The sequence below is a fragment of the Pseudodesulfovibrio aespoeensis Aspo-2 genome, assembly GCF_000176915.2.
Lineage (GTDB): Bacteria > Desulfobacterota > Desulfovibrionia > Desulfovibrionales > Desulfovibrionaceae > Pseudodesulfovibrio > Pseudodesulfovibrio aespoeensis.
This window is the reverse complement of sequence record NC_014844.1, coordinates 474,397-491,410: the sequence shown is the minus strand read 5'-3', so window position 1 is coordinate 491,410 and position 17,014 is coordinate 474,397. Positions and strand designations below refer to the sequence as shown.

General features: G+C 59.2%; 26 protein-coding genes. 8 read left to right on the top strand and 18 right to left on the bottom strand.

Annotated features, from left to right (window positions below; genetic code table 11):
- Window positions 1-3 precede the first annotated feature (3 nt).
- Complete coding sequence (locus DAES_RS02195) at window positions 4-867, bottom strand: GPO family capsid scaffolding protein (protein ID WP_013513407.1); 864 nt, start codon at window positions 865-867, stop codon at window positions 4-6.
- 112 nt (window positions 868-979) lie between these two features.
- Between DAES_RS02195 and DAES_RS02190 the strand changes: the two genes are divergently transcribed.
- Genes DAES_RS02190 through DAES_RS02180 form a run of 3 tightly spaced genes read left to right on the top strand, consistent with a single transcriptional unit; the run spans window position 980 to window position 4,091 of the window.
- Window positions 980-2,752 carry a terminase large subunit domain-containing protein gene (locus DAES_RS02190; protein ID WP_013513406.1) on the top strand — a complete coding sequence of 591 codons (1,773 nt, stop codon included), beginning with the start codon at window positions 980-982 and terminating at the stop codon, window positions 2,750-2,752.
- Between the two features lie 9 nt (window positions 2,753-2,761).
- The gene (locus tag DAES_RS02185; RefSeq protein ID WP_013513405.1) at window positions 2,762-3,742 is read left to right on the top strand and encodes a phage portal protein; all 981 of its coding nucleotides are present in this window, start codon (window positions 2,762-2,764) and stop codon (window positions 3,740-3,742) included.
- Between the two features lie 22 nt (window positions 3,743-3,764).
- Complete coding sequence (locus DAES_RS02180; RefSeq protein ID WP_013513404.1) at window positions 3,765-4,091, top strand: ogr/Delta-like zinc finger family protein; 327 nt, start codon at window positions 3,765-3,767, stop codon at window positions 4,089-4,091.
- 44 nt (window positions 4,092-4,135) lie between these two features.
- Here the strand turns inward: DAES_RS02180 and DAES_RS02175 are convergent, their stop codons facing one another.
- The 3 genes from DAES_RS02175 to DAES_RS17505 all read right to left on the bottom strand — a co-directional run bounded on the left by DAES_RS02175 (window position 4,136) and on the right by DAES_RS17505 (window position 5,579).
- The gene (locus tag DAES_RS02175) at window positions 4,136-4,945 is read right to left on the bottom strand and encodes a DUF6414 family protein (RefSeq protein ID WP_013513403.1); all 810 of its coding nucleotides are present in this window, start codon (window positions 4,943-4,945) and stop codon (window positions 4,136-4,138) included.
- Window positions 4,932-5,120 carry a hypothetical protein gene (locus DAES_RS02170; RefSeq protein WP_013513402.1) on the bottom strand — a complete coding sequence of 63 codons (189 nt, stop codon included), beginning with the start codon at window positions 5,118-5,120 and terminating at the stop codon, window positions 4,932-4,934. The genes DAES_RS02175 and DAES_RS02170 overlap by 14 nt, the downstream gene beginning before the upstream one ends.
- Before the next feature lie 291 nt (window positions 5,121-5,411).
- Window positions 5,412-5,579, bottom strand: a complete 168-nt coding sequence (locus DAES_RS17505; protein ID WP_013513400.1) for a hypothetical protein — start codon at window positions 5,577-5,579, stop codon at window positions 5,412-5,414.
- 292 nt (window positions 5,580-5,871) lie between these two features.
- On the opposite strand from DAES_RS17505, the gene DAES_RS02160 reads away from it, so the two are divergent.
- A complete protein-coding gene (locus tag DAES_RS02160; protein ID WP_013513399.1) occupies window positions 5,872-6,504 on the top strand; it encodes a hypothetical protein in 633 nt (210 codons plus the stop codon).
- On the opposite strand, the gene DAES_RS16810 is transcribed toward DAES_RS02160, so the two are convergent.
- A complete protein-coding gene (locus DAES_RS16810; protein ID WP_013513398.1) occupies window positions 6,494-6,856 on the bottom strand; it encodes a BRCT domain-containing protein in 363 nt (120 codons plus the stop codon). The genes DAES_RS02160 and DAES_RS16810 overlap by 11 nt on opposite strands.
- Before the next feature lie 120 nt (window positions 6,857-6,976).
- On the opposite strand from DAES_RS16810, the gene DAES_RS02150 reads away from it, so the two are divergent.
- Entirely contained in the window at window positions 6,977-7,174 is a 198-nt protein-coding gene (locus DAES_RS02150) for a type II toxin-antitoxin system HicA family toxin (RefSeq protein ID WP_013513397.1), read from the top strand.
- 73 nt (window positions 7,175-7,247) lie between these two features.
- Complete coding sequence (locus DAES_RS02145; RefSeq protein ID WP_013513396.1) at window positions 7,248-7,655, top strand: type II toxin-antitoxin system HicB family antitoxin; 408 nt, start codon at window positions 7,248-7,250, stop codon at window positions 7,653-7,655.
- Between the two features lie 60 nt (window positions 7,656-7,715).
- On the opposite strand, the gene DAES_RS02140 is transcribed toward DAES_RS02145, so the two are convergent.
- The 13 genes from DAES_RS02140 to DAES_RS02090 form a co-directional block, all read right to left on the bottom strand.
- Window positions 7,716-7,895: a hypothetical protein gene (locus DAES_RS02140; protein ID WP_013513395.1), complete on the bottom strand. Its 180-nt coding sequence runs from the start codon at window positions 7,893-7,895 to the stop codon at window positions 7,716-7,718.
- A 126-nt stretch (window positions 7,896-8,021) separates the two neighbouring features.
- The gene (locus tag DAES_RS02135; RefSeq protein ID WP_013513394.1) at window positions 8,022-8,225 is read right to left on the bottom strand and encodes a hypothetical protein; all 204 of its coding nucleotides are present in this window, start codon (window positions 8,223-8,225) and stop codon (window positions 8,022-8,024) included.
- A 462-nt stretch (window positions 8,226-8,687) separates the two neighbouring features.
- Entirely contained in the window at window positions 8,688-9,122 is a 435-nt protein-coding gene (locus DAES_RS02130; RefSeq protein ID WP_041271317.1) for a hypothetical protein, read from the bottom strand.
- A 76-nt stretch (window positions 9,123-9,198) separates the two neighbouring features.
- A complete protein-coding gene (locus DAES_RS17500) occupies window positions 9,199-9,432 on the bottom strand; it encodes a hypothetical protein (RefSeq protein ID WP_013513393.1) in 234 nt (77 codons plus the stop codon).
- A complete protein-coding gene (locus tag DAES_RS18090; protein WP_013513392.1) occupies window positions 9,429-9,665 on the bottom strand; it encodes a Lar family restriction alleviation protein in 237 nt (78 codons plus the stop codon). Before DAES_RS18090 ends, DAES_RS17500 begins: the two co-directional genes overlap by 4 nt.
- 289 nt (window positions 9,666-9,954) lie before the next feature.
- On the bottom strand, window positions 9,955-10,266 hold the full coding sequence (locus DAES_RS02115) for a hypothetical protein (RefSeq protein ID WP_236608448.1): 312 nt from the start codon (window positions 10,264-10,266) through the stop codon (window positions 9,955-9,957).
- A 175-nt stretch (window positions 10,267-10,441) separates the two neighbouring features.
- On the bottom strand, window positions 10,442-10,657 hold the full coding sequence (locus DAES_RS02110; RefSeq protein ID WP_013513390.1) for a hypothetical protein: 216 nt from the start codon (window positions 10,655-10,657) through the stop codon (window positions 10,442-10,444).
- A gap of 2 nt (window positions 10,658-10,659) precedes the next feature.
- Window positions 10,660-10,824: a hypothetical protein gene (locus DAES_RS17495; RefSeq protein WP_013513389.1), complete on the bottom strand. Its 165-nt coding sequence runs from the start codon at window positions 10,822-10,824 to the stop codon at window positions 10,660-10,662.
- Window positions 10,821-11,045, bottom strand: coding sequence for a hypothetical protein (locus DAES_RS17770; RefSeq protein ID WP_013513388.1), 225 nt, complete (start codon window positions 11,043-11,045; stop codon window positions 10,821-10,823). The genes DAES_RS17495 and DAES_RS17770 overlap by 4 nt, the downstream gene beginning before the upstream one ends.
- Window positions 11,046-11,054: 9 nt before the next feature.
- Window positions 11,055-13,736: a toprim domain-containing protein gene (locus DAES_RS02100; protein WP_013513387.1), complete on the bottom strand. Its 2,682-nt coding sequence runs from the start codon at window positions 13,734-13,736 to the stop codon at window positions 11,055-11,057.
- Entirely contained in the window at window positions 13,729-13,971 is a 243-nt protein-coding gene (locus tag DAES_RS16800; RefSeq protein WP_013513386.1) for a hypothetical protein, read from the bottom strand. The genes DAES_RS02100 and DAES_RS16800 overlap by 8 nt, the downstream gene beginning before the upstream one ends.
- A 1-nt stretch (window position 13,972) precedes the next feature.
- Window positions 13,973-14,323, bottom strand: a complete 351-nt coding sequence (locus tag DAES_RS02095) for a hypothetical protein (RefSeq protein ID WP_013513385.1) — start codon at window positions 14,321-14,323, stop codon at window positions 13,973-13,975.
- Window positions 14,324-14,331: 8 nt separating this feature from the next.
- Window positions 14,332-14,814, bottom strand: coding sequence for a phage regulatory CII family protein (locus DAES_RS02090; RefSeq protein ID WP_013513384.1), 483 nt, complete (start codon window positions 14,812-14,814; stop codon window positions 14,332-14,334).
- A gap of 335 nt (window positions 14,815-15,149) precedes the next feature.
- On the opposite strand from DAES_RS02090, the gene DAES_RS02080 reads away from it, so the two are divergent.
- Both DAES_RS02080 and DAES_RS02070 read left to right on the top strand, forming a co-directional pair.
- The gene (locus tag DAES_RS02080; RefSeq protein ID WP_013513382.1) at window positions 15,150-15,668 is read left to right on the top strand and encodes a helix-turn-helix domain-containing protein; all 519 of its coding nucleotides are present in this window, start codon (window positions 15,150-15,152) and stop codon (window positions 15,666-15,668) included.
- Window positions 15,669-15,965: 297 nt separating this feature from the next.
- Window positions 15,966-16,997: a tyrosine-type recombinase/integrase gene (locus DAES_RS02070; protein ID WP_013513380.1), complete on the top strand. Its 1,032-nt coding sequence runs from the start codon at window positions 15,966-15,968 to the stop codon at window positions 16,995-16,997.
- Window positions 16,998-17,014 lie beyond the last annotated feature (17 nt).

Below are 17,014 nucleotides of genomic sequence, written 5' to 3'. Positions count from 1 at the left end.
CTCCTAGACGAGGCCCGCTTCGCCGGCGGGGTTGGTCGTTTCGGGCACGGCGGGGCCCGGGCGGGCCTGCTCGAACCGGGCGGACAGCGCATCGAGCTTGTCGGCCAGCGGCTTGACGGCCTCGGCGAGGCTCGCGGTGAAGTCGATGGGGCCGGTGGCTGTGCTGTCGTCCTTTGCCGGGGCGGGCGCGGGCTCATCCGTGGGGGCCGAAAAATGCTCGGCGAGCTGCGCGTGCATCTCGTCGATTTTCTTGCCGACGCGCTCGCCGACGAGTTCCGCGAACTGCTTGATCTGCTCTTCGGTCATGGTTTCCTCTTCCGTTGAGGTTGCCCCCTTGCTGTGGGGGGAGTTGATGCCCAGAGCCCCGAGCAACGAGGTCAGCCACTGGGGGAGAGCGGCATCCCCGTCCAGATCGCGCAGGGAGTCGAGCTCGACACCGCACAGGACAAAGCTCTCGGGGGTCTGCAGGCGGGAGTTGAAATGCAACTCGTGGGTGCCGAGGCTGGCGGGCTGGTCGGTCACGGCCAAGCCGGACAGGTAGCACTTGCCGCTCCCGGCAAAATCGGGGGTCAACTCCATGGAGGTATAGAGCTTCTGTTGCTCCTTGTTCCATGTGAGCAGATGGTCGTTGGGCTGCAGCCGGGCATACAGGCTGACGATGTCGCCTTCGCGCTCGGTCTTCAGCTCCACCACCTTGCCCATGTTCCCGTAGAAGCGGAAATGGTCGACCCAGATCACGGCGGTGTACGTGGCCTGATCATAGGATTCGGCGGCATCGATGAGCCACTGCGGCTCGATGTTCCGGCCGTCGATGGTCGGGCCGGACTGTCCTATCTTCTTCCAGTCGGTGATGAATGTGGCAGGCATGGCGCAAGACTACGCCAGCAAAAAACAGTGACGCAACAAAGCGGATTCCGATTATGGCATAATCGGAATCAACCGGGGCGCATCGAGATAAAGAGGCATGTATTGATACTGCATGCAGCAGCATACTGACGAGGTAATACAGGCAGCAAAATCCTTGTATTTGAAAAAACACAAGGTACCGGAGATTGCCGCAACGCTGGCCGTCCCCAAGCGGACGGTATATCAATGGAGATCAGCCGGTCAATGGGACGACATGCTCGGTGGCGAGTCCGCCCTGGATTGCGTCGCCAGGCGCTACACCCTCCTGGTCGGCCGCGACGGCAAGGCCGATGGCGATCTGAAGGAGATGGACCGCCTGCTGGACCACATGGTGCGGCTGCGCGAGATGCAGGTGCGCGAGATCGAGGCCGCCAACGAGGCGCGCGACGAGGGGCGGCCCGTGGTGGGAGGGCGCACGCGCAGGCCCAAGAAGAAGCGCGGCAAGATCATCAAGAACGATGTCTCGCACCTGACCGAGAGCGACTTTCGGGAGAAGTTCCACGGCCGGTTCTATGAATACCAGCACGAGCTGCGCCAGGCCAAGGAGACCCACCGGGTCAGGAACATCCTCAAGAGTCGGCAGATAGGTGCCACCTGGTACTTTGCCCAGGAGGCGTTCGAGGACGCCTGCCTGTCCGGTGACAATCAGATATTCCTCTCGGCCACCCGCCGCCAGGCCGATGTCTTCCGCGCCTACATTGTGGCCATCGTCAAGGAGAAGTTCGACATCGAGCTCAAGGGCAAGGACGAGATCGTGCTGCACACGGCACACGGCCAGGCCACGCTCTACTTCCTCTCCAACAACTCGAAGTCGGCCCAGAGCTACCACGGCCATGTCTACATCGATGAGTATTTCTGGATCACCAAGTTCAACGAGCTCTACAAGGTCGCCTCGGCCATGGCCGCGCACAAGAAGTGGCGGATCACCCTGTTCTCCACCCCCTCGGCGGTCACGCATGAAGCCTACGACCTGTGGACGGGCGACCGATTCAACAAGCGGTGGTCGCGCCAGGCCAAGCGCAAGGAGTTCCCGTCCTTCGAGGCCATGCAGCGCGGCGTGGTCTGTCCCGACAAGGTGTGGCGCAAGGTCATCACCATCAAGGATGCCGAGGCCGGAGGCTGTGACCTCTTCGACTTCGAAGATCTCAATCTGCAGTACAGCACGGACGAATTCCGCAACCTGTTCATGTGCGAGTTCGTGGACGATCTGCAGGCCGTGTTCCGGCTCCACAATCTGGAGGCGTGCTACGGCGACATGGACGAGTGGACGGATTTCAACCCCGACGCGGCCAGGCCCTTTGGCAACCTGCCGGTCTGGGGCGGGTATGATCCGAGCCGCAACCGCGACGACGCCTCCTTCGTGATCCTGGCCCCGCCGCTGCAGCCCGGCGGCATGTTCCGCGTGCTGGCCCGGTACAAGTGGGTGGACAAGTCCTACACCTGGCAGGCGCAGCGCATCAAGGAACTGACCCAGCAGTTCAACTTCGTTCACATCGGCATCGATGTCACCGGCCCGGGCATCGGCGTCTTCGAGAGTGTGCAGGCGTTCTTCCCCGCGGCCATGCCCATCACCTACGGGGTGCAGACCAAAACCACCCTGGTGCTCAAGGCCAAGGACGTCATCGAGTCCGGCCGCATTCAGTGGGACGCCAGCCTGACCGACATCGCCCACGCCTTCCTGACCATCCGCCAGGGCACCACCGGCAACGGCATGATCACCTATTCCGCCGGGCGGACAGAGGCCACCGGCCACGCGGATGTCGCCTGGGCCATCATGCACGCCCTGGCCAACGAGCCGCTGAACTCACAACATCAACGCAAGGCCGTGGTGGCCTTCGGCAAGTAAGGAGCCCTCATGAGCGAACCGCTGCTGTTTACCTTCGGCGATCCCGAGCCGGTTTTGAGCGGGATCATCTACGACTACCTCGGCACCTGGCTGACGGACAACGGCACATACTATGCCCCGCCCGTGCCCTTCAAGGGGCTGGCCCGGCTGCTGCGGGCCAATGCCTACCACGGTCCGGCCATAGAGTTCAAAGTCAACCAGGTCATGCGCGGGTTCAAGGCGTCGCGCGCGGTGTCGCGCCGGACCATGCACGCGGGCTGCACCGACTTCCATGTCTTCTACAACGCCTTCTTCCTCAAGGTGCGCAATCATTTCGGCGAGGTGGTCGGCCTGCGCCAGCTGCCGAGCATCAACATGCGCCGGGCAAAAGCGACCGGCGTGTACTGCCTGCTGCTCGAGACCGGCAAGGTCGTCACCTTCGAGCCCGACGAGGTCCTGCACGTCAAAAACTACGACGTGTGCCAGGAGATATACGGGCTGCCCGGATACCTCGGCGCGATCCAGTCCATGCTTCTCAATGAGGACGCGACGTTGTTCCGGCGCAAGTATTACAAGAACGGGGCGCACATGGGGTACATCTTCTATGCCGGGGGCCAGCTGGACCCCGAGACCCAGACCGCCATCAAGGAGCGAATCCAGGGGACCAAGGGCATCGGCAACTTCCGCTCGATGTTCATCCACATACCAAACGGCAAGGAGAAGGAGATCCAGATCATCCCGGTGGGCGACTTCTCCACCAAGGACGAGCTGGAGAAGATCAAGAACCTGTCGCGCGATGACATCATCGCCGCGCACCGCATCCCCCCGGCCATGGCCTGCCTCATCCCGCAGAACACCGGCGGCTTCGGCGACATCACCAAGATAGACGAGGTCTATCAGCGCAACGAGGTCAAACCCGTGCAGGAGCTGCTGATGGAATCCATCAACGAGGTCTTGCTGCCCAGGGACTGGGTCACGTTTGACACTGGTTCTGAAAGCTCCCCAATGTAGCGAAACCCCACAGGAGAACACCATGGCCTTCCGTGTGCGTTGCCCGGCCTGCGGCCGGCTGGCCACCATCACCAGCTCCAACGAGATCGACCTCCGTTTCAAGCAGGCATATTGCGCCTGCCGCGACCCGGAGTGCGGCCACACCTTTGTGGTCAACGTGGAGTTCAGCCACACCTTGAGCCCATCGGCCCACAACCTGCCCGACGAGCTGCGCGCGCAGATCCGCACGACGCCGCCCCAGGAGCAGGCGAGTTTGTTCTCCGAGAGGCGGGGCGCGCCGGGCGCGTACATCCCCCCGCCGCCACGGCCTCGGCAGGAGGCCGAGGAGGTTGAACCCATCAGGTTCTAGCCGACAGGAACGAGAAAGCCCCGGCCTAGGCCGGGGCTTCGTCTTTATCCGACCTTTCGGAAAAGGAGAAGTGGAGTCAAACCGATGGCCGAGTCAGGACAGCCGACCAAGTCTTTGATGCCTATTGACGCGTCACATAGTCCAGAGGCCATATCATTCGCCGTGAAAGCGGTTGGGCGTGGGGGCTTTTCGTCGTGGAGTTGGTCTACAATGCCGAGAACGGACCACTTCCCGGTTAGCGTCATGCCGTACATGAGCCCGAGCCCGGCCGCAGAGTTACGCAGCTTTTGCTTGTCGATGACGGCCCAGGCTTCGCGTCTGCCCGTGGTCATCACCATCTGGATTTCCCATGGGAGCATTTTGGCTATCGCAGAAACTAGAGCAGCGCCGGTTTCCTGGTGTTTTGATTGTTCTCTGATGGCCTTCTTCCGCTCATTCTTGGGCAAGTGAGACACATCAGGGGACGATGAACCGGCAAAGATGGGGATGAGGTCAATAAACTCTCTCCCTATGCCGTAGTTCAAAAAGGAGACCTTCCCTTCCAGTACGACGAAATTCCCGACATTGAGGTTTTCGTCTTCGTCCTTGATAAGCCCTTTCTCGTGCAGTCCTCCGAGCACGTCGCTGAGGATGATGTCATGAGGCGAGATGTGTTGCGTACTCGCTTCCGATACTGCGGAACGGTTCTCATGCCGCAGGTTGCCCACAGGGTCTCCACCGAGTTGCCCGCTATTGCTTTTTTCTTCGGACGTGCTGGCAAGAGCCTCCATGGCATGAAGAAGCCCAGAGTTGAGCTGGGCGTAAAGGGACTGCATTCTGTCCAGATCGATGTACAGAAAATCATAGAGCGTCATCAGTGTACCGCCTAACGCCCTGGGCTATTTTGCGCGTCACTTTATCGTGAAGAGTCTTAAATCTTTCCGCTTGCTTATCCATGTCTTTCAGAATCTGGTCACGAGTCTTTATGTAGCAGCCAAGCGAATCGCCTTTTGAGCAGGCCTTGTTATTTTGGGGCTGTCTTTCTGTCATGACAATCTCCTGATGGGTGGGGGTCATCTACGGGATAGGCTGACCGTATATAATCGAATAGGGCTTGGTCAACAAGAAAGCCCCGGCACGAATGCCGGGGCTTTCATTAATCGTCATGTCTGACAGGGTCCGGGACAAAGGGATGGATTACAGCAATGCAATCCTCCATGGCCTTGGACAGGATTCCCAAGGTACTGGATAGCGTTGTCTCTGTGGCGTCCTCTGTCACGAGTCCCAGTTCGTCAAGCGCGTAGGAAATGAGATAGAGCCGGTGCCGTGCGTCTGCGGGAGTCATGACGCCGCCTCCCGCGTTTCCAGTGCTTCGGCAATTCCGAACAACTGTCCGGCCAGGTAGTCCAGGGCCGTGAATTCTTCGGGAGCCAGGTCGTACAGCTGGGCCAGCGTTCCGGCCACATCGCGGATGTCCTCGACAGGGGAAAGGGTGGTGGCTTGTGCCATGGGAAAACTCCTAGTGTGTTTAATTCGGCATCGCAAAAAGCAAAATGCCGGGTGGTAAACACAGCTAGGAGCTGCTGGCGTATTCCCCCGAAGGGTCTTGTATTCGGCCACCACCCGGCATGAAGATCAATGCCATTTGCCCCCTCCGTCGGGCGCAAAAAAACCACTGCTATCGGGCGTGGCTGCCGCCTAGGTGTGTTTAGCACCAAAAGCAATAAGCCACAGAGAAGAGCCGTTGTCAAGTTGCGACAGAAAGCAAAACAATATAGCGTGGGAGTCAAACGAGGTGGATATGATAAGCAAGGATATAGCGTTGTTGGAGAGGCTGACTCCGAGGTTCAGCAAAAGGCAGTACCGCGAAAGGACATTTCTGGGAGGAATGGCGGTTGGCGAGGATGGCCTCATTCATGGGATTGCGGACGGCTGGGTCTATTTTGTTGACGCCCGGTTCATCCGCCCGCTGGATATTGCCCAGACGCCTACAATTGATGAAGGGCTTCAATGGACCCAAGGCAGCGCCTTTTGCTTCGACGAAGGCGTGACCATCTATGACACCCCGAATGGCTATCAGCCGTGGGGTGAAGCGTTAAAGTCCATCCGTGCTGTAATCCAGGTCAAGAAGGGAATGCCCGCTACCCCGGCCATTCATGTCTCTGGCAAGTGGGAAAGAAGTGACAAGGAAGCCGCCAGAGAACAGGAGGCATCCTTGACGTCACAGGGATACACCGTTGAACTGAAGTATAAGCCAAATGCTCGGCGGTGGTTCTGGATTCTTGAAGCTGACTACCCACGTTTCCCAGGGCAAGTCGAATTCGTTATCAAACGACCAAACGCAGCTCGTGATGGATTGTCCGAGCTTGAATTTCATACCATGACCCAGGATGAATTCATTGTATTCCTTATGACTGGCAACATCAGGGCATAGGTATACCAACCGCGCCAAGGAAGCTTTCCAAGGAAATCATCTCAACTCCTCGAAACTCGGCTTTCTCAATCTTCGCTGGCCCAGGTTCGGGGCCGCAACAAAGAAACGTGAGACCATTCGTCACATCACTGCGGACAATATAGCCGTTCATCCTTGCTATCTCTTGTAGCATGGCCTTTTCCTTGCCCCGCCCAAAGCCGGTGAAGCATATCTCCGGGGCATAGAATTGCTGTCTGAAACTGCCGGGCAGCTTGCAGATAGCCTCCCACAGTTCCCACTCGGAAAGGTCCGAGTATTCCTCTTCAGCCAAGCCGGTCTCCACCATAATTGCGCGTGCTCTGCTTTCGGGCATAGTTCCTCCATTTTTCGCCCGATACCACACGTCGTGTTGCCTTGGTGAAACACTGTTTTGTGGGTATTTTTTACACACAAAACACTTGACTCACTACGCCGCCGTGGGTAAATTATACACATGAACGACAGGGAAGTTATACAGACATTGGCGAAGGCCGGATGGGAAACCATGAAGCGGCGCGGAAAGGGAAGCCACACCGTGATGCGGCACCCGGACAAGCCGGGGAAGGTGACCATCCCGAAAGGCGAAATCAAAATCGGGACTCTGAAGAGCATCGAAAGAGCAACCGGAGTCAAGCTAGGGGGGAGGGGCTAAGGCCCCCCCGCCCCAAGGCATATACCCGCAGCGCCGCACGGCGCTGCAAACGAGAAACCAAGGAGTGATCAATATGGCAACTTATTACGCAGCGATCTTTACCGCCGAAGAGGGCGGCTATTACGCCGAGTTCCCGGACCTGGAAGGATGCGTCACCCAGGCCGACAGCCTGGAAATGCTGGACGCAATGTTGAAGGACGCCTTGTTCGTGTGGCTTGATGCCAGCAAGGAAGACGGCGGCGCGATCCCGGCCCCGCGCGGCTTCAAGGCGATCCACCGCGAGGTGTCGGGCAGGGAGGGCTTTCACTCCGTGACGCTGGTGGTCACCCCTGAAAAGGTGAAGCGCATCCGTAAGAACGTCAGCTTCACCGAGTCTGACCTGGCTATAATTGATCAGGCCGCAGCCAAGTATGACATGGACAGGTCCGAATTCCTGGCCATGGCCGGGAAGCATGTGGCATCAGGCGCGTGCGGGATTTAGGCAGAAAGGAACAACTCATAATCCGAGCCCCGGCAGCACACACGCTGCCGGGGCTTTCTTCTATCGTTCCGACTCCTGGGCATCGAGCGCAGCAACGCAGTCGTTGATGTTGTGGCCCAGGAGCTGGAGCAGGGAGCCCAGCGGGCTGGCTTCGGCCTGGCCGAGGTGGATGAGGCTCTCGGCCACCAGGGAGAGTTTGTTCAGGGCTTCGTCAAGAGTCGTCTGTTTCTGTTCGAGCATGAGCTTTCTCCTGTATGGATTATGAGTGTGCCCGCGCGTCAAAAAATGCGCATGACGTGTGAGAGGGTGCTCACTCATGCCAGATGGATGCCCATGAAATATTTGTAATTATCCGTGTGCCCAAAGTCAGAGCAGAGCCAGTTGCCTGGCGGGCCTGCCTTTGTCGCCTTGGCCGGGGCCTGGTTCCGGCGAGGGGGCGGAGCTGCGCTTGAATCGTTCCGCCTCGGCCAGCGTCAGCCGAAGACCGCCATCAACGACAATGAATCTGTCGTTAGCCCTTAGAATCCTTTTAGGTTTCCCACAAATAAGGATGTAGTCGCCAGCTTTCATGGAGGTTCTCCTTTTTTCTCTAGCCGGGAGGTCATCACGGAAGAGTGTAATATTTGTAATTGACTGCTCAAAATCCCCGCTAGCCCGCATGGTGCATAGGTTTCAGGGCAGGAGTCAAATGTAATATTTCTGTAAACAAATGTAATATGAAATGTAATATTCAGTAATTTCAATATGTTGATTTTTTGGAAAATGTAACTCACAAAGTGTAATAATATTACAAAAATATTACACTTTTATTACATTTTCATAATCTCCGGGAACCGTTGCCACTCATAGCTTTGCGGGCTTTTTGCCGACCTCAATTACAAATATTACACTTTTCCGTGATGCTCTTTGCTCTGGGAATTTTCGCCCGCAAGCCTCGTGCGCCTGCGCGTGCGTGCGCGTAAAAAAGCCTATGACAGACAAAAGCCCTCTGGATGACTCCAGAGGGCTTTTCGTGGGTGTGGCGTGGGTGGCCTAGTTTTTATGGAAGACCCAGCAGCGCTTCACCTGCCCCGTCAATTTGCTCATCACGTTCCGGTGTGGTCCGATCCACGTATACCGTGTTGATGACGTGGGCAGGTAGTGGGTCAGCATCCTGAAGCTCGGCTCGGGCAAGACCCGTTCCCAGCACGCCTCCCGGAACTCGCGCAGGTTGATGGCCACCATGTCCGGCTTCGGCGAGTGGTCCAGCTTGTCCAGCCCTATTTCCTCCACCAGATCCCAGAAGTGCTCCACGACCCAGTGGTCGGGCAGGGTTCCTTCCTCGGCATGGCCGAGGGCGATGTCTATGTCGTGGAACATGTCCAGGATGTCCTGCGGAGAGAAGGGAATCCCTGTCCGCCGCTTCAACGTCTTGACGACGCAATCAAGCCGGGATTTGTCCAGTTGCCGTGCGAATGTCTTTTCCATTTGTATTATCCTATGAAGCCGCCGCCCTGGCACGGAGGAACCAGGACGGCGGCAGGGCCAGGGGGTTGAGGGAAAGCTATCTGGGGAACCGGGAGCCCACGGGCACGTCGTCAACCCGCACGCTCACCCGGCGCTGCACGACCCTGTGCCCGCCACAGGCCCGGCACGGTACCGTGTCATCCCCATGGAAGCCGGCAGGCTCCTGGCCGTGGCCACAACACCGAGGGCACACCACCAAATCATAATAGAGGCCGGGCTTGGCGCGCATGAGGAACTCCTGTCGCTGGATCTCGTCTGCTCGGTAGGTCACGCCACCACCTCCCCGGCCATATACATCAGCGGAAGGTCTGCTTTCTTTTTGCCATTCCATGCGTCCCACGCCTCTGCCTCTGTTCGGGCAATCGGCCCACGGGCGCGGCAGTTGGTGCAATGGATTTGGATCTTCGGTTTGCGGGTAGTGTAATAGGCGACCTCTGCCGATGTATCGCGGCCTACAGCCGTAACCTTGTCGGATTTGCAGAACGGGCATGGGCGGTTAAACATGGCCTACCTCTTCCCTATGAGTTGACGACTCGGCCAGTCTTGAACGGGTCAGCGTGTTCAGACGTGTCCGGGCCGAAGTGTTCTTTTGCGCAGGACGAGCAAAACCAAATCCCGCAATGGAAACACCGGAACGCCCTGAACATGGCGAGGGTGCGTCCACACGGACAGGTGACGGTAATACCTGGGTAGTCCCCGTTTTCGTCCTGTATCTCCCGGAGTTGCCCCCGGAGAGTCTTTCTGCATTCGATGATGTAGTCGCTCATTGTCACTCCATTGCGGATAGCCAGACCTATGCTGCCTTGTAGAAAACTACCCAGTGCGTTTTCAGGTTGTGGGTTGTCGTGTGGCCACACAGCGGGGTGGCTGGGAAGCAGGGGCGAAGCTCTCCTATTTTGATCTGCGTTTCGTTCCACTTGAAAATCAGAGTCCCTCCCGGTTTGAGGCAGCGCCAGCATTCGGCGAAACCCTTCTGGAGATCATCCTTCCAGTTGTCGCGGTCGAGCCGCCCATACTTGGCCTTCATCCACGAATTGTCTCCCGCGCGGACAAGGTGAGGCGGGTCGAATATAATGAGGTTGAAGGCCTCGTCGTCGAAAGACATGTCCCGAAAGTCCTCAATAGTGTCCGGCGAAACTGTGAACTACCGGCCATCACAGAGTCGGCAATCTTCTTGCCGGATGTCTGCGAACAGGACTTGAGGATTGTTTTTGTCAAAGTGGAACATGCGTCCGCCGCAGCATGCGTCTAAAACTTCCTGCGTGATCATCATTCCCATCCTACCGATCCCCGCCCGGGAGGCTTCGGTCCAAGCCGCCGCGGGGGATGACCGGCCGGGCCGTCATGGCCTCCAGGGCCTGCCGGGCGAAGAAGTTGGCCATGCTCAATTTGCCTGTCCCCTCGACGCGCACCGGAGAATCCATGCACTCGGAGACCAGCTCACTGAGCTCCTGGGAAACGGCCTCGAGGCGGGTGCGGACATCGTGGCTGGCCATGGCTATGCCTCCCGCCACAGTTTGCGGAACACCTCCAGGTCCTCCTGCCAGTCCATCCATGTGAGCGAGATCCCGTCGCGGATGGACATGACCAGCCGGTAGAACGGGGCCCAGGCGAGGACGCACAGGAGCATGGCCATGGACAGCAGGCGGGTTGCGATCTTCATTGGTCTTCCTCCTTGATCTTGAAGTATCCGCAGAACTGGCACGCGCCGAGGTTGATCGAGTAATCGCGCGGTGGCCCGTCGAACTCCGGGCACTGGCATCTGGTCCTGCTCGGACAGCGCTGGGTAATGCAGCGGGGCCTCTTACGGTTGAGCCCGCCAGGGATCCGGCTCGCGCCCATGCGGGCCTTCGGCTCAATGGCGGCATTCATGCTCGTGTCCACTTGCTCCTCCTATTTTTGGAAAATCCAACAGCGGATCGCCCTGGGCACTTCCCGGCCCATGGCGTCGGTCCTGGTCATGTGTCTGCTGGAGACATTGCGGCCGGCCTCGACAAACTTGTGGCGCTTGCCCTGGGGCAGCAGCTTCTTGAGCAGTTTCAAGTCCGGCAGCTCCTGGCCGTGCTTCTGGCACATCTCGCGGTACTGCTGCAGGTTGATGGCCAGGATCCCGTCGTCGTTGGCGTGGTTGAGGAAGCCGTCGACTTTGGTGTCGTGCTGGCTGTTCAGGTAGTGGTAGCTCTCCCAGAACTGCTCGACGATGGGGTGGTCATGGGCGAGGCGCTGCTCCCTGGTCTCGGCCCGCGCCAGAATGTAGGCTGCCAGCTTGTCCTGGCGCTCGGCGGTCATTGCCGGGAAGATCACGCCCAGGGCATCGCCGAATGCTGCGACCTGGGCGTGGTTCTTCACGATGCGCTCGTTGCGGATCTTCTCGCTCCGGGCAAAGAGGGCCTCGTATTTATGGAAGGCTTCCTCGTAGACCTGGAGGATCCGCCGCTCGTTGCGCAGGGCGGTGCGCAGGAAGCCGCCCACCGTGGAGCTGGTCTGTCTCTCGAACCAGCGGGCCACCTCGCGCGAGTCCGGCCCGTGGTGGCGCTTGTCCACGTGGAAGTGGACGATGCGTTGCAGCAGCGCCTCGGACCCGTCGACCTCGGCGTTCTGGCTGATGACGAGCGCGGCCTGGAAGAGGCTCTCCTCCACGTCGTTGTTACGCCGGGCCACGCCCAGGGTGCCGGTGCCGCGGCCGTTGAAGAACGGCTTGCACAGGTCGAAGTCGAATTGCTTGGCCTTGGCGTCCTTGTCGCCGTTGTCGCGGTCGGACTCGATGATGACCACCGGCATGTTCGAGACTTGGTTGAACGCGCGCCGCCGTCCCGCCGTGGTGGCCTTCATGACGTCGAAGCCTTCATAGTCGTCGCGGCCGATGAGTTTCCAAAGGAACTCGAGGACCGTGGACTTGCCCGCGCCGGGTTCGCCCGTGAACTCGCAAAAGGGCCAGCTCTTGTGGATGGCGCGGATCTGCTGGGCAAAGAGGCTGCCCAGCCAGAACGCCAGCAGGGCGAGGCCCTGCCAGTGGAACGCGCGGTGGAAGTTGTCGAGCCAGTCCGGCGAGAAATCTCCATCCGTGGTGATGGACACGCCGTTGAGGCTGGTCTTGATGCCGGTCTTGCCGACCTGAAAATAGCCATCGCGGTTCAGCGTGATCTCGCGGCCGTTGAAGTAGGCAGCCTGCTGGTAGACGTATGCCTTGGAGTCGCGGTCGTAGCCCACGAACGGGATGGAGGTGACGGTCAGCATCTTGGAGTTGAGCCAGCCGTCGCGCAGAAATTTGAGCTGGCGCGGATCCCCGTCGAAGGTGCCGCCGCGGGACTTGTTGAGCAGTGACTTGTGGAAGGCGTCCGGGCTGGTGATGTTCGTACCCTCCAGGCCGATGATGTCCGCAGGGTTGCCGTTGGAGTAGTTGACCTGGAAGACATAGCGCTGCTCCTCCATGATTTCATCGCGCTCCATGTAGAGGAAGCGGGGATAGATGTTTGAGATCTGGTCGACGTTCACGTGGCGGATGAAGACGTCCCAGCCTTGCCGTGTCTCCAGGGCGATGGGGTCCGGCTCCTGCTCCTGGTCGTCCTTCTTCCCTGGCGTCAGGTCGTTGCGCAGGGACGTGGTGTTGATCTCCACGCTGTAGAGTGCCGAGCGGAAGTCGAGGATGAAGGTGCGGTAGTGGGTGTGGATGTAATAGTGATATGCCTTCTCTTCCACGCTCTCGGCCATGAAGAGCTTGCCGTGGTAGAGCCGCTGTTGGATGAATGCCTTGGTCAGCTTCCCGGCCCGGTAGTAGTCGTCCCAGTCCATGCCGTTGTCCGGAAGGATCAGGACCTCGTACTTCTCGCCAGCCTGCTGCAATGCCGCGGCATGCTTCCTTGCGTCCCGGCGTCCGGCGGGGTCTCCGTCCAGGGCGATGACCCATGTGACGCCCTTGCCCTTGTTCGTCTCGATCAACTTGGCTGGGTAGTTGACGCACGACAGGCAGGCCGCGGCCTTGATGTCGATGTGCGCCAGGGCGATGGCGTGGAAGCATCCCTCGACCAGAAAGCAACGGTCGCCATCCTGAAGCTCGAAGTTCGGCGGCGTCCAGGCCATGCCCCGGTAGCTGCCCTGAAAATGCGCCTTGCGTCCGTCCTTGGGGCGGATGTCTATGAACCGCTCCCAGTAAACGCCCGCTTCCCTGTCCAGATAGAAGCGTACCGTGGGCGCGAAGTCGTTGCTCCTGGGGAACTGATGCGCCCCCTGCTCGTACCAGCCACGGATCTTGGACAGGTCGAACCCTCTATCCATGCCGAGGTAGGCGGAGGCGGTCGCATTGCGATCCTGCTCCGTGGGCGGGTATCGTTTGGAAAACTCGGCAAACAGATCCGGCAGCAGCTCCCTGGTCGACGATGACCAGCCGCACTTGTTCAGCCTGCCGCATTGCACGACCCAGGGGTGGTCTGTCCCTACGAACAACTCCCGCTTGCCGCAGCTCGGGCACACGCCCTTGCGCAGGAATCCGCCCTCGCGCTTGAATTCATATGTCGTGTCGTTCAGCAGCACGCGGACAACGTCCTCGGCCCCGATGTCCTGGCGGAAGCTAGTCATTCACCAGCTCCTCCAGTCCCTCCACGAAGTCTTGTAGGTCGAAGTCGATGCTGTCCTTCTCCGCGATTCGCACCTCCACCTCCAGGGCGATCCGCATGGAGCGGGTTACCTCTTGGGCAGTTGCGGCGACTTCGTAGGTGTGCCCGCATGGCAGTCCCCCGCCCGGCATCGGGATTCCCGCGAAAAGCCTGTTGCATTTGGTGCATGCCCAAAGGGTCTGGGTGAGTTCCTGCATGTCACATCCTTGCTGCTGACATTGTGAAGATCGGGTCGCCAATGGAGCCAAATTCGGCGGTCGCCAAGTCCTCGCTCTCCGCGGCCCCGAGGATCTCGTTGGCGTAGCGCTTGGCGAGGTTGTTCAGGAGAATGACTCTGCGCACTTGGCCGGGGCCGGGGTGCGGGGCGGATACGTGCTGGGTGGACACGAACAGATGCAGCTGTGAGAGGAGGGGGAATGCGGCGTCTCCCCGAAACCGCGCCTGGATCTCTACGAGTTCCAGGCATGTCTTGTGGGAGGCAAGCCCCTCTTTGATGAGTCGGGCTAGGGTCCTTTGTCGTGCTGTGCGTATTGCGGCTCTGCTCGTCATGAGGCCTCCTACTTCTTGGACAGTTCGCGCTCGAGTACCCGCAGGTCGCCTACCAGCTCCATGCCCGCAGTGAGGACGTCCTTCACTTCGTTGATGATCTCACGCAGCTCGTGCGCTTCAAGCTGGCCGTCCGCTATGGCCTCCTGCCCTTTGCGCCCGACGTCGCCGACCTCTGCAAAGAGCTCGCCGATTTTCCAGACCAGATTCTCGCAGTCCAGATTGCGCACGTCCTGGGGCAGCCCGTAGGTCATGGCTTTTGCCTGCAGCCACTGGACGACCAGGGTGTTGCCGACGACATGGCAAAATTTGGGGATGTCCTCGAAGGAGGGGAAGTAGCGATCCGTGGAGAATATCCGGCGCGTGTGCGAATCGCTCCAGCCCATCTCCCTGGCGACTGCGGGCAACTCCTTTGACGACTTCATGATGGCGACCTTGAATGCGTCCACAGCGTCCATCCCGGCCAGGGCTTGGGTGTCCAGCTTGGTTTCCATGGTGTTCTCCTCCGTGGTTTCAGCACATAGGTGGCGATGGCCACACCCGGGTGCTAGGTTGTGGTATCGCTTGCGAACAGATCCGGCCGCAGGTCCTCCAGAGGGATCTGCAGTTTTGCGTGATAGCGCGCGGCTGCCGCCTCGGGCACTAATGTGGCCTTGCAGTGCCTCCAGACGGTAGCCCGGTCGAACCCGACCAAGCGCGAAAGTTCCGCGTAGCCAAAGCCATTTGACTCCCGATAGAGCTCAAGTGCGTTTTTCATGGGTGGAGTGTTGTCATAGTACAACGCAAAGGTCAACGACAAAAACTGCGCCATATTAACATTGGAGGATATATGGCCGAAATCATGGATAGCTATAAAATCAATGAACGCGCTTGGGGACTCATCCTTTCCAGAATCAACGAGCGATTGAAGGCCGGTGCAACCCAGTCGTCAATTGCTCGAATGCTTGGCTGCGACAGGGCCACAGTCAATCGGTGGATTCAGGACAGAAGGGGTGGCGAGCGAACCACTTTCCGAGACATGATCAGGTATTTAGATCGGCTGCGCATCCCGCTTCGCGAAGTGTTTTTGTCGGATGATGGGGAACTCCCACCGCCCTCTCCTGACCGGGCCCCGACCGATCTGGACAAGGCTATTGCCTCAACCTTGGTGGTAGTGGCCAAGGCTGTGGGCAAAGGCACAGCGGACATTGCGCGAGAGCTTGAAATACTGAATTTACCCGACATCAAAGCGATGATGCGCGGAAAAGCCTCAATGCGTGCCAGCGACTTCTCTAAGATTTGCCGTGCCGTGGGAGTTGACCCTGGCGTTATCCTGAAGCGAGCGGAGACCCTGCGCGGGGAAGAATGATTCTGCCTTGGTGGAAAGCGAACGTTTAGTTGACGCATAGCGTTGCGACGTGGCAACGTTCAGCCCTTCATAAAACGAGGGCTGATCAATGGACCGTTGGATCAAAATGGGCAGGGCCTGCGCGCTGGCAGATGTCCACCGCGACACTATGCGGAAGTGGTGTCGCGATGGGTATGTGGTGGCTCGAAAGGTCCAGGCCGGGAGCCGCCACGATTGGCGGATTCTGGAGAGCTCGCTGCCTGTTTTTTCTGATGGTCTGGAAAGCAAGGCCCTGGTCCTCATGAAAAAGGCGGGCCTATGACGGACATCATGGGCATCAGCAAAAAGCCGCTCAAGGTCGCCGGGAAGGCCAGCTACTACTACAAGCTCGACGGGCGTCGGCTGTCGCTAAGTACGACCAACTATTCCGAGGCTTGCCGACTGCTCCGGTCCATAAAGGACGCATATCTCAAGGGCAAGATACAGCGGATCACAGGTGAGAACGACAAGAACCTGGGCCAGTTCGCTGACGAGTTCGAGGCGTGGGCCATCGAGACACAGCCGGTCAAAACCTTCAAGGCCAACCGGCTGGCCATGCGCAAGGTCATCGACATCGAGGGCCGCACCAAGCGCCTGGATATGCTCACCCTGAAAACCATGGACGAGCTGAAGCGGACGCACCGCCACCTGAAGCCGTCAAGCATCAACAACTACGTGCGCCACGCGAAGGCGGTGATGAACAAGGCCGTCGAGTGGGGCTACCTGAAGGCCAATCCCTTCAAGGGAGCCAAGCTCTTGCCCCAGGCCAAGCGCGTGGGCTTCATCGAGCCGAAAGAGATATCCGAGTTCATCCGGTCCATTGAGGATGTCGGGCTGCGCCGCTTTGTCGTCGCCTGCCTGGCCACCGGCCGTCGCCGGTCGGAGCTGGTCGCCTTGCGGTGGGAAGATATCATGTGGGACCGGCGCGAGTATTTCATCGCCAAGGAGAAGCGGCACCTCTGCAAGACGTACCCGATGAGCGCCTCGTTCCTGGCCGTGCTCAAGTCCATGCCGAGGGGCAAGGGCCGGATCTTCAACCGCTACGCCCACGCCGACACCTACACCCACGAGGTCAAGCGCGCCCTGGAGCGCGGCGGCTTCGGCCACCTTTCCCTGCACGATCTTCGGCACTCCTTCTCCGTGGCCATGCTGGAATCCGGCGGAGGGATGAAGGCCCTGCAAAAACTGCTTGGCCACTCCGAGTTCAGGGTGACCGCCGACACATACGCGGATGTCACGGATGATGCCTTGCAGCTCGCCGTCAATCTCGTGCGCCTAGGTCCGCTCGACCTGACCACCGACAAGAAGTGATTTTTGAGGGACCCGTT

Excerpts from the sequence above, each read along its gene's own strand:
- DAES_RS02175 (WP_013513403.1), bottom strand. The coding sequence starts at position 4,945 with ATGACGCTCTATGATTTTCTGTACATCGATCTGGACAGAATGCAGTCC.
- DAES_RS02170 (WP_013513402.1), bottom strand. The coding sequence starts at position 5,120 with ATGACAGAAAGACAGCCCCAAAATAACAAGGCCTGCTCAAAAGGCGAT.
- DAES_RS02100 (WP_013513387.1), bottom strand. The coding sequence starts at position 13,736 with ATGACTAGCTTCCGCCAGGACATCGGGGCCGAGGACGTTGTCCGCGTG.
- DAES_RS02080 (WP_013513382.1), top strand. The coding sequence starts at position 15,150 with ATGGCCGAAATCATGGATAGCTATAAAATCAATGAACGCGCTTGGGGA.
- DAES_RS02140 (WP_013513395.1), bottom strand. The coding sequence starts at position 7,895 with ATGCTCGAACAGAAACAGACGACTCTTGACGAAGCCCTGAACAAACTC.
- DAES_RS02110 (WP_013513390.1), bottom strand. The coding sequence starts at position 10,657 with ATGGCCAGCCACGATGTCCGCACCCGCCTCGAGGCCGTTTCCCAGGAG.
- DAES_RS02090 (WP_013513384.1), bottom strand. The coding sequence starts at position 14,814 with ATGGAAACCAAGCTGGACACCCAAGCCCTGGCCGGGATGGACGCTGTG.
- DAES_RS02135 (WP_013513394.1), bottom strand. The coding sequence starts at position 8,225 with ATGAAAGCTGGCGACTACATCCTTATTTGTGGGAAACCTAAAAGGATT.
- DAES_RS02185 (WP_013513405.1), top strand. The coding sequence starts at position 2,762 with ATGAGCGAACCGCTGCTGTTTACCTTCGGCGATCCCGAGCCGGTTTTG.
- DAES_RS02150 (WP_013513397.1), top strand. The coding sequence starts at position 6,977 with ATGAACGACAGGGAAGTTATACAGACATTGGCGAAGGCCGGATGGGAA.
- DAES_RS02095 (WP_013513385.1), bottom strand. The coding sequence starts at position 14,323 with ATGACGAGCAGAGCCGCAATACGCACAGCACGACAAAGGACCCTAGCC.
- DAES_RS02115 (WP_236608448.1), bottom strand. The coding sequence starts at position 10,266 with ATGTCTTTCGACGACGAGGCCTTCAACCTCATTATATTCGACCCGCCT.
- DAES_RS02180 (WP_013513404.1), top strand. The coding sequence starts at position 3,765 with ATGGCCTTCCGTGTGCGTTGCCCGGCCTGCGGCCGGCTGGCCACCATC.
- DAES_RS02130 (WP_041271317.1), bottom strand. The coding sequence starts at position 9,122 with ATGGAAAAGACATTCGCACGGCAACTGGACAAATCCCGGCTTGATTGC.
- DAES_RS02195 (WP_013513407.1), bottom strand. The coding sequence starts at position 867 with ATGCCTGCCACATTCATCACCGACTGGAAGAAGATAGGACAGTCCGGC.
- DAES_RS02190 (WP_013513406.1), top strand. The coding sequence starts at position 980 with ATGCAGCAGCATACTGACGAGGTAATACAGGCAGCAAAATCCTTGTAT.
- DAES_RS02145 (WP_013513396.1), top strand. The coding sequence starts at position 7,248 with ATGGCAACTTATTACGCAGCGATCTTTACCGCCGAAGAGGGCGGCTAT.
- DAES_RS02160 (WP_013513399.1), top strand. The coding sequence starts at position 5,872 with ATGATAAGCAAGGATATAGCGTTGTTGGAGAGGCTGACTCCGAGGTTC.
- DAES_RS17495 (WP_013513389.1), bottom strand. The coding sequence starts at position 10,824 with ATGAAGATCGCAACCCGCCTGCTGTCCATGGCCATGCTCCTGTGCGTC.
- DAES_RS16800 (WP_013513386.1), bottom strand. The coding sequence starts at position 13,971 with ATGCAGGAACTCACCCAGACCCTTTGGGCATGCACCAAATGCAACAGG.
- DAES_RS17505 (WP_013513400.1), bottom strand. The coding sequence starts at position 5,579 with ATGGCACAAGCCACCACCCTTTCCCCTGTCGAGGACATCCGCGATGTG.
- DAES_RS02070 (WP_013513380.1), top strand. The coding sequence starts at position 15,966 with ATGACGGACATCATGGGCATCAGCAAAAAGCCGCTCAAGGTCGCCGGG.
- DAES_RS18090 (WP_013513392.1), bottom strand. The coding sequence starts at position 9,665 with ATGTTTAACCGCCCATGCCCGTTCTGCAAATCCGACAAGGTTACGGCT.
- DAES_RS16810 (WP_013513398.1), bottom strand. The coding sequence starts at position 6,856 with ATGCCCGAAAGCAGAGCACGCGCAATTATGGTGGAGACCGGCTTGGCT.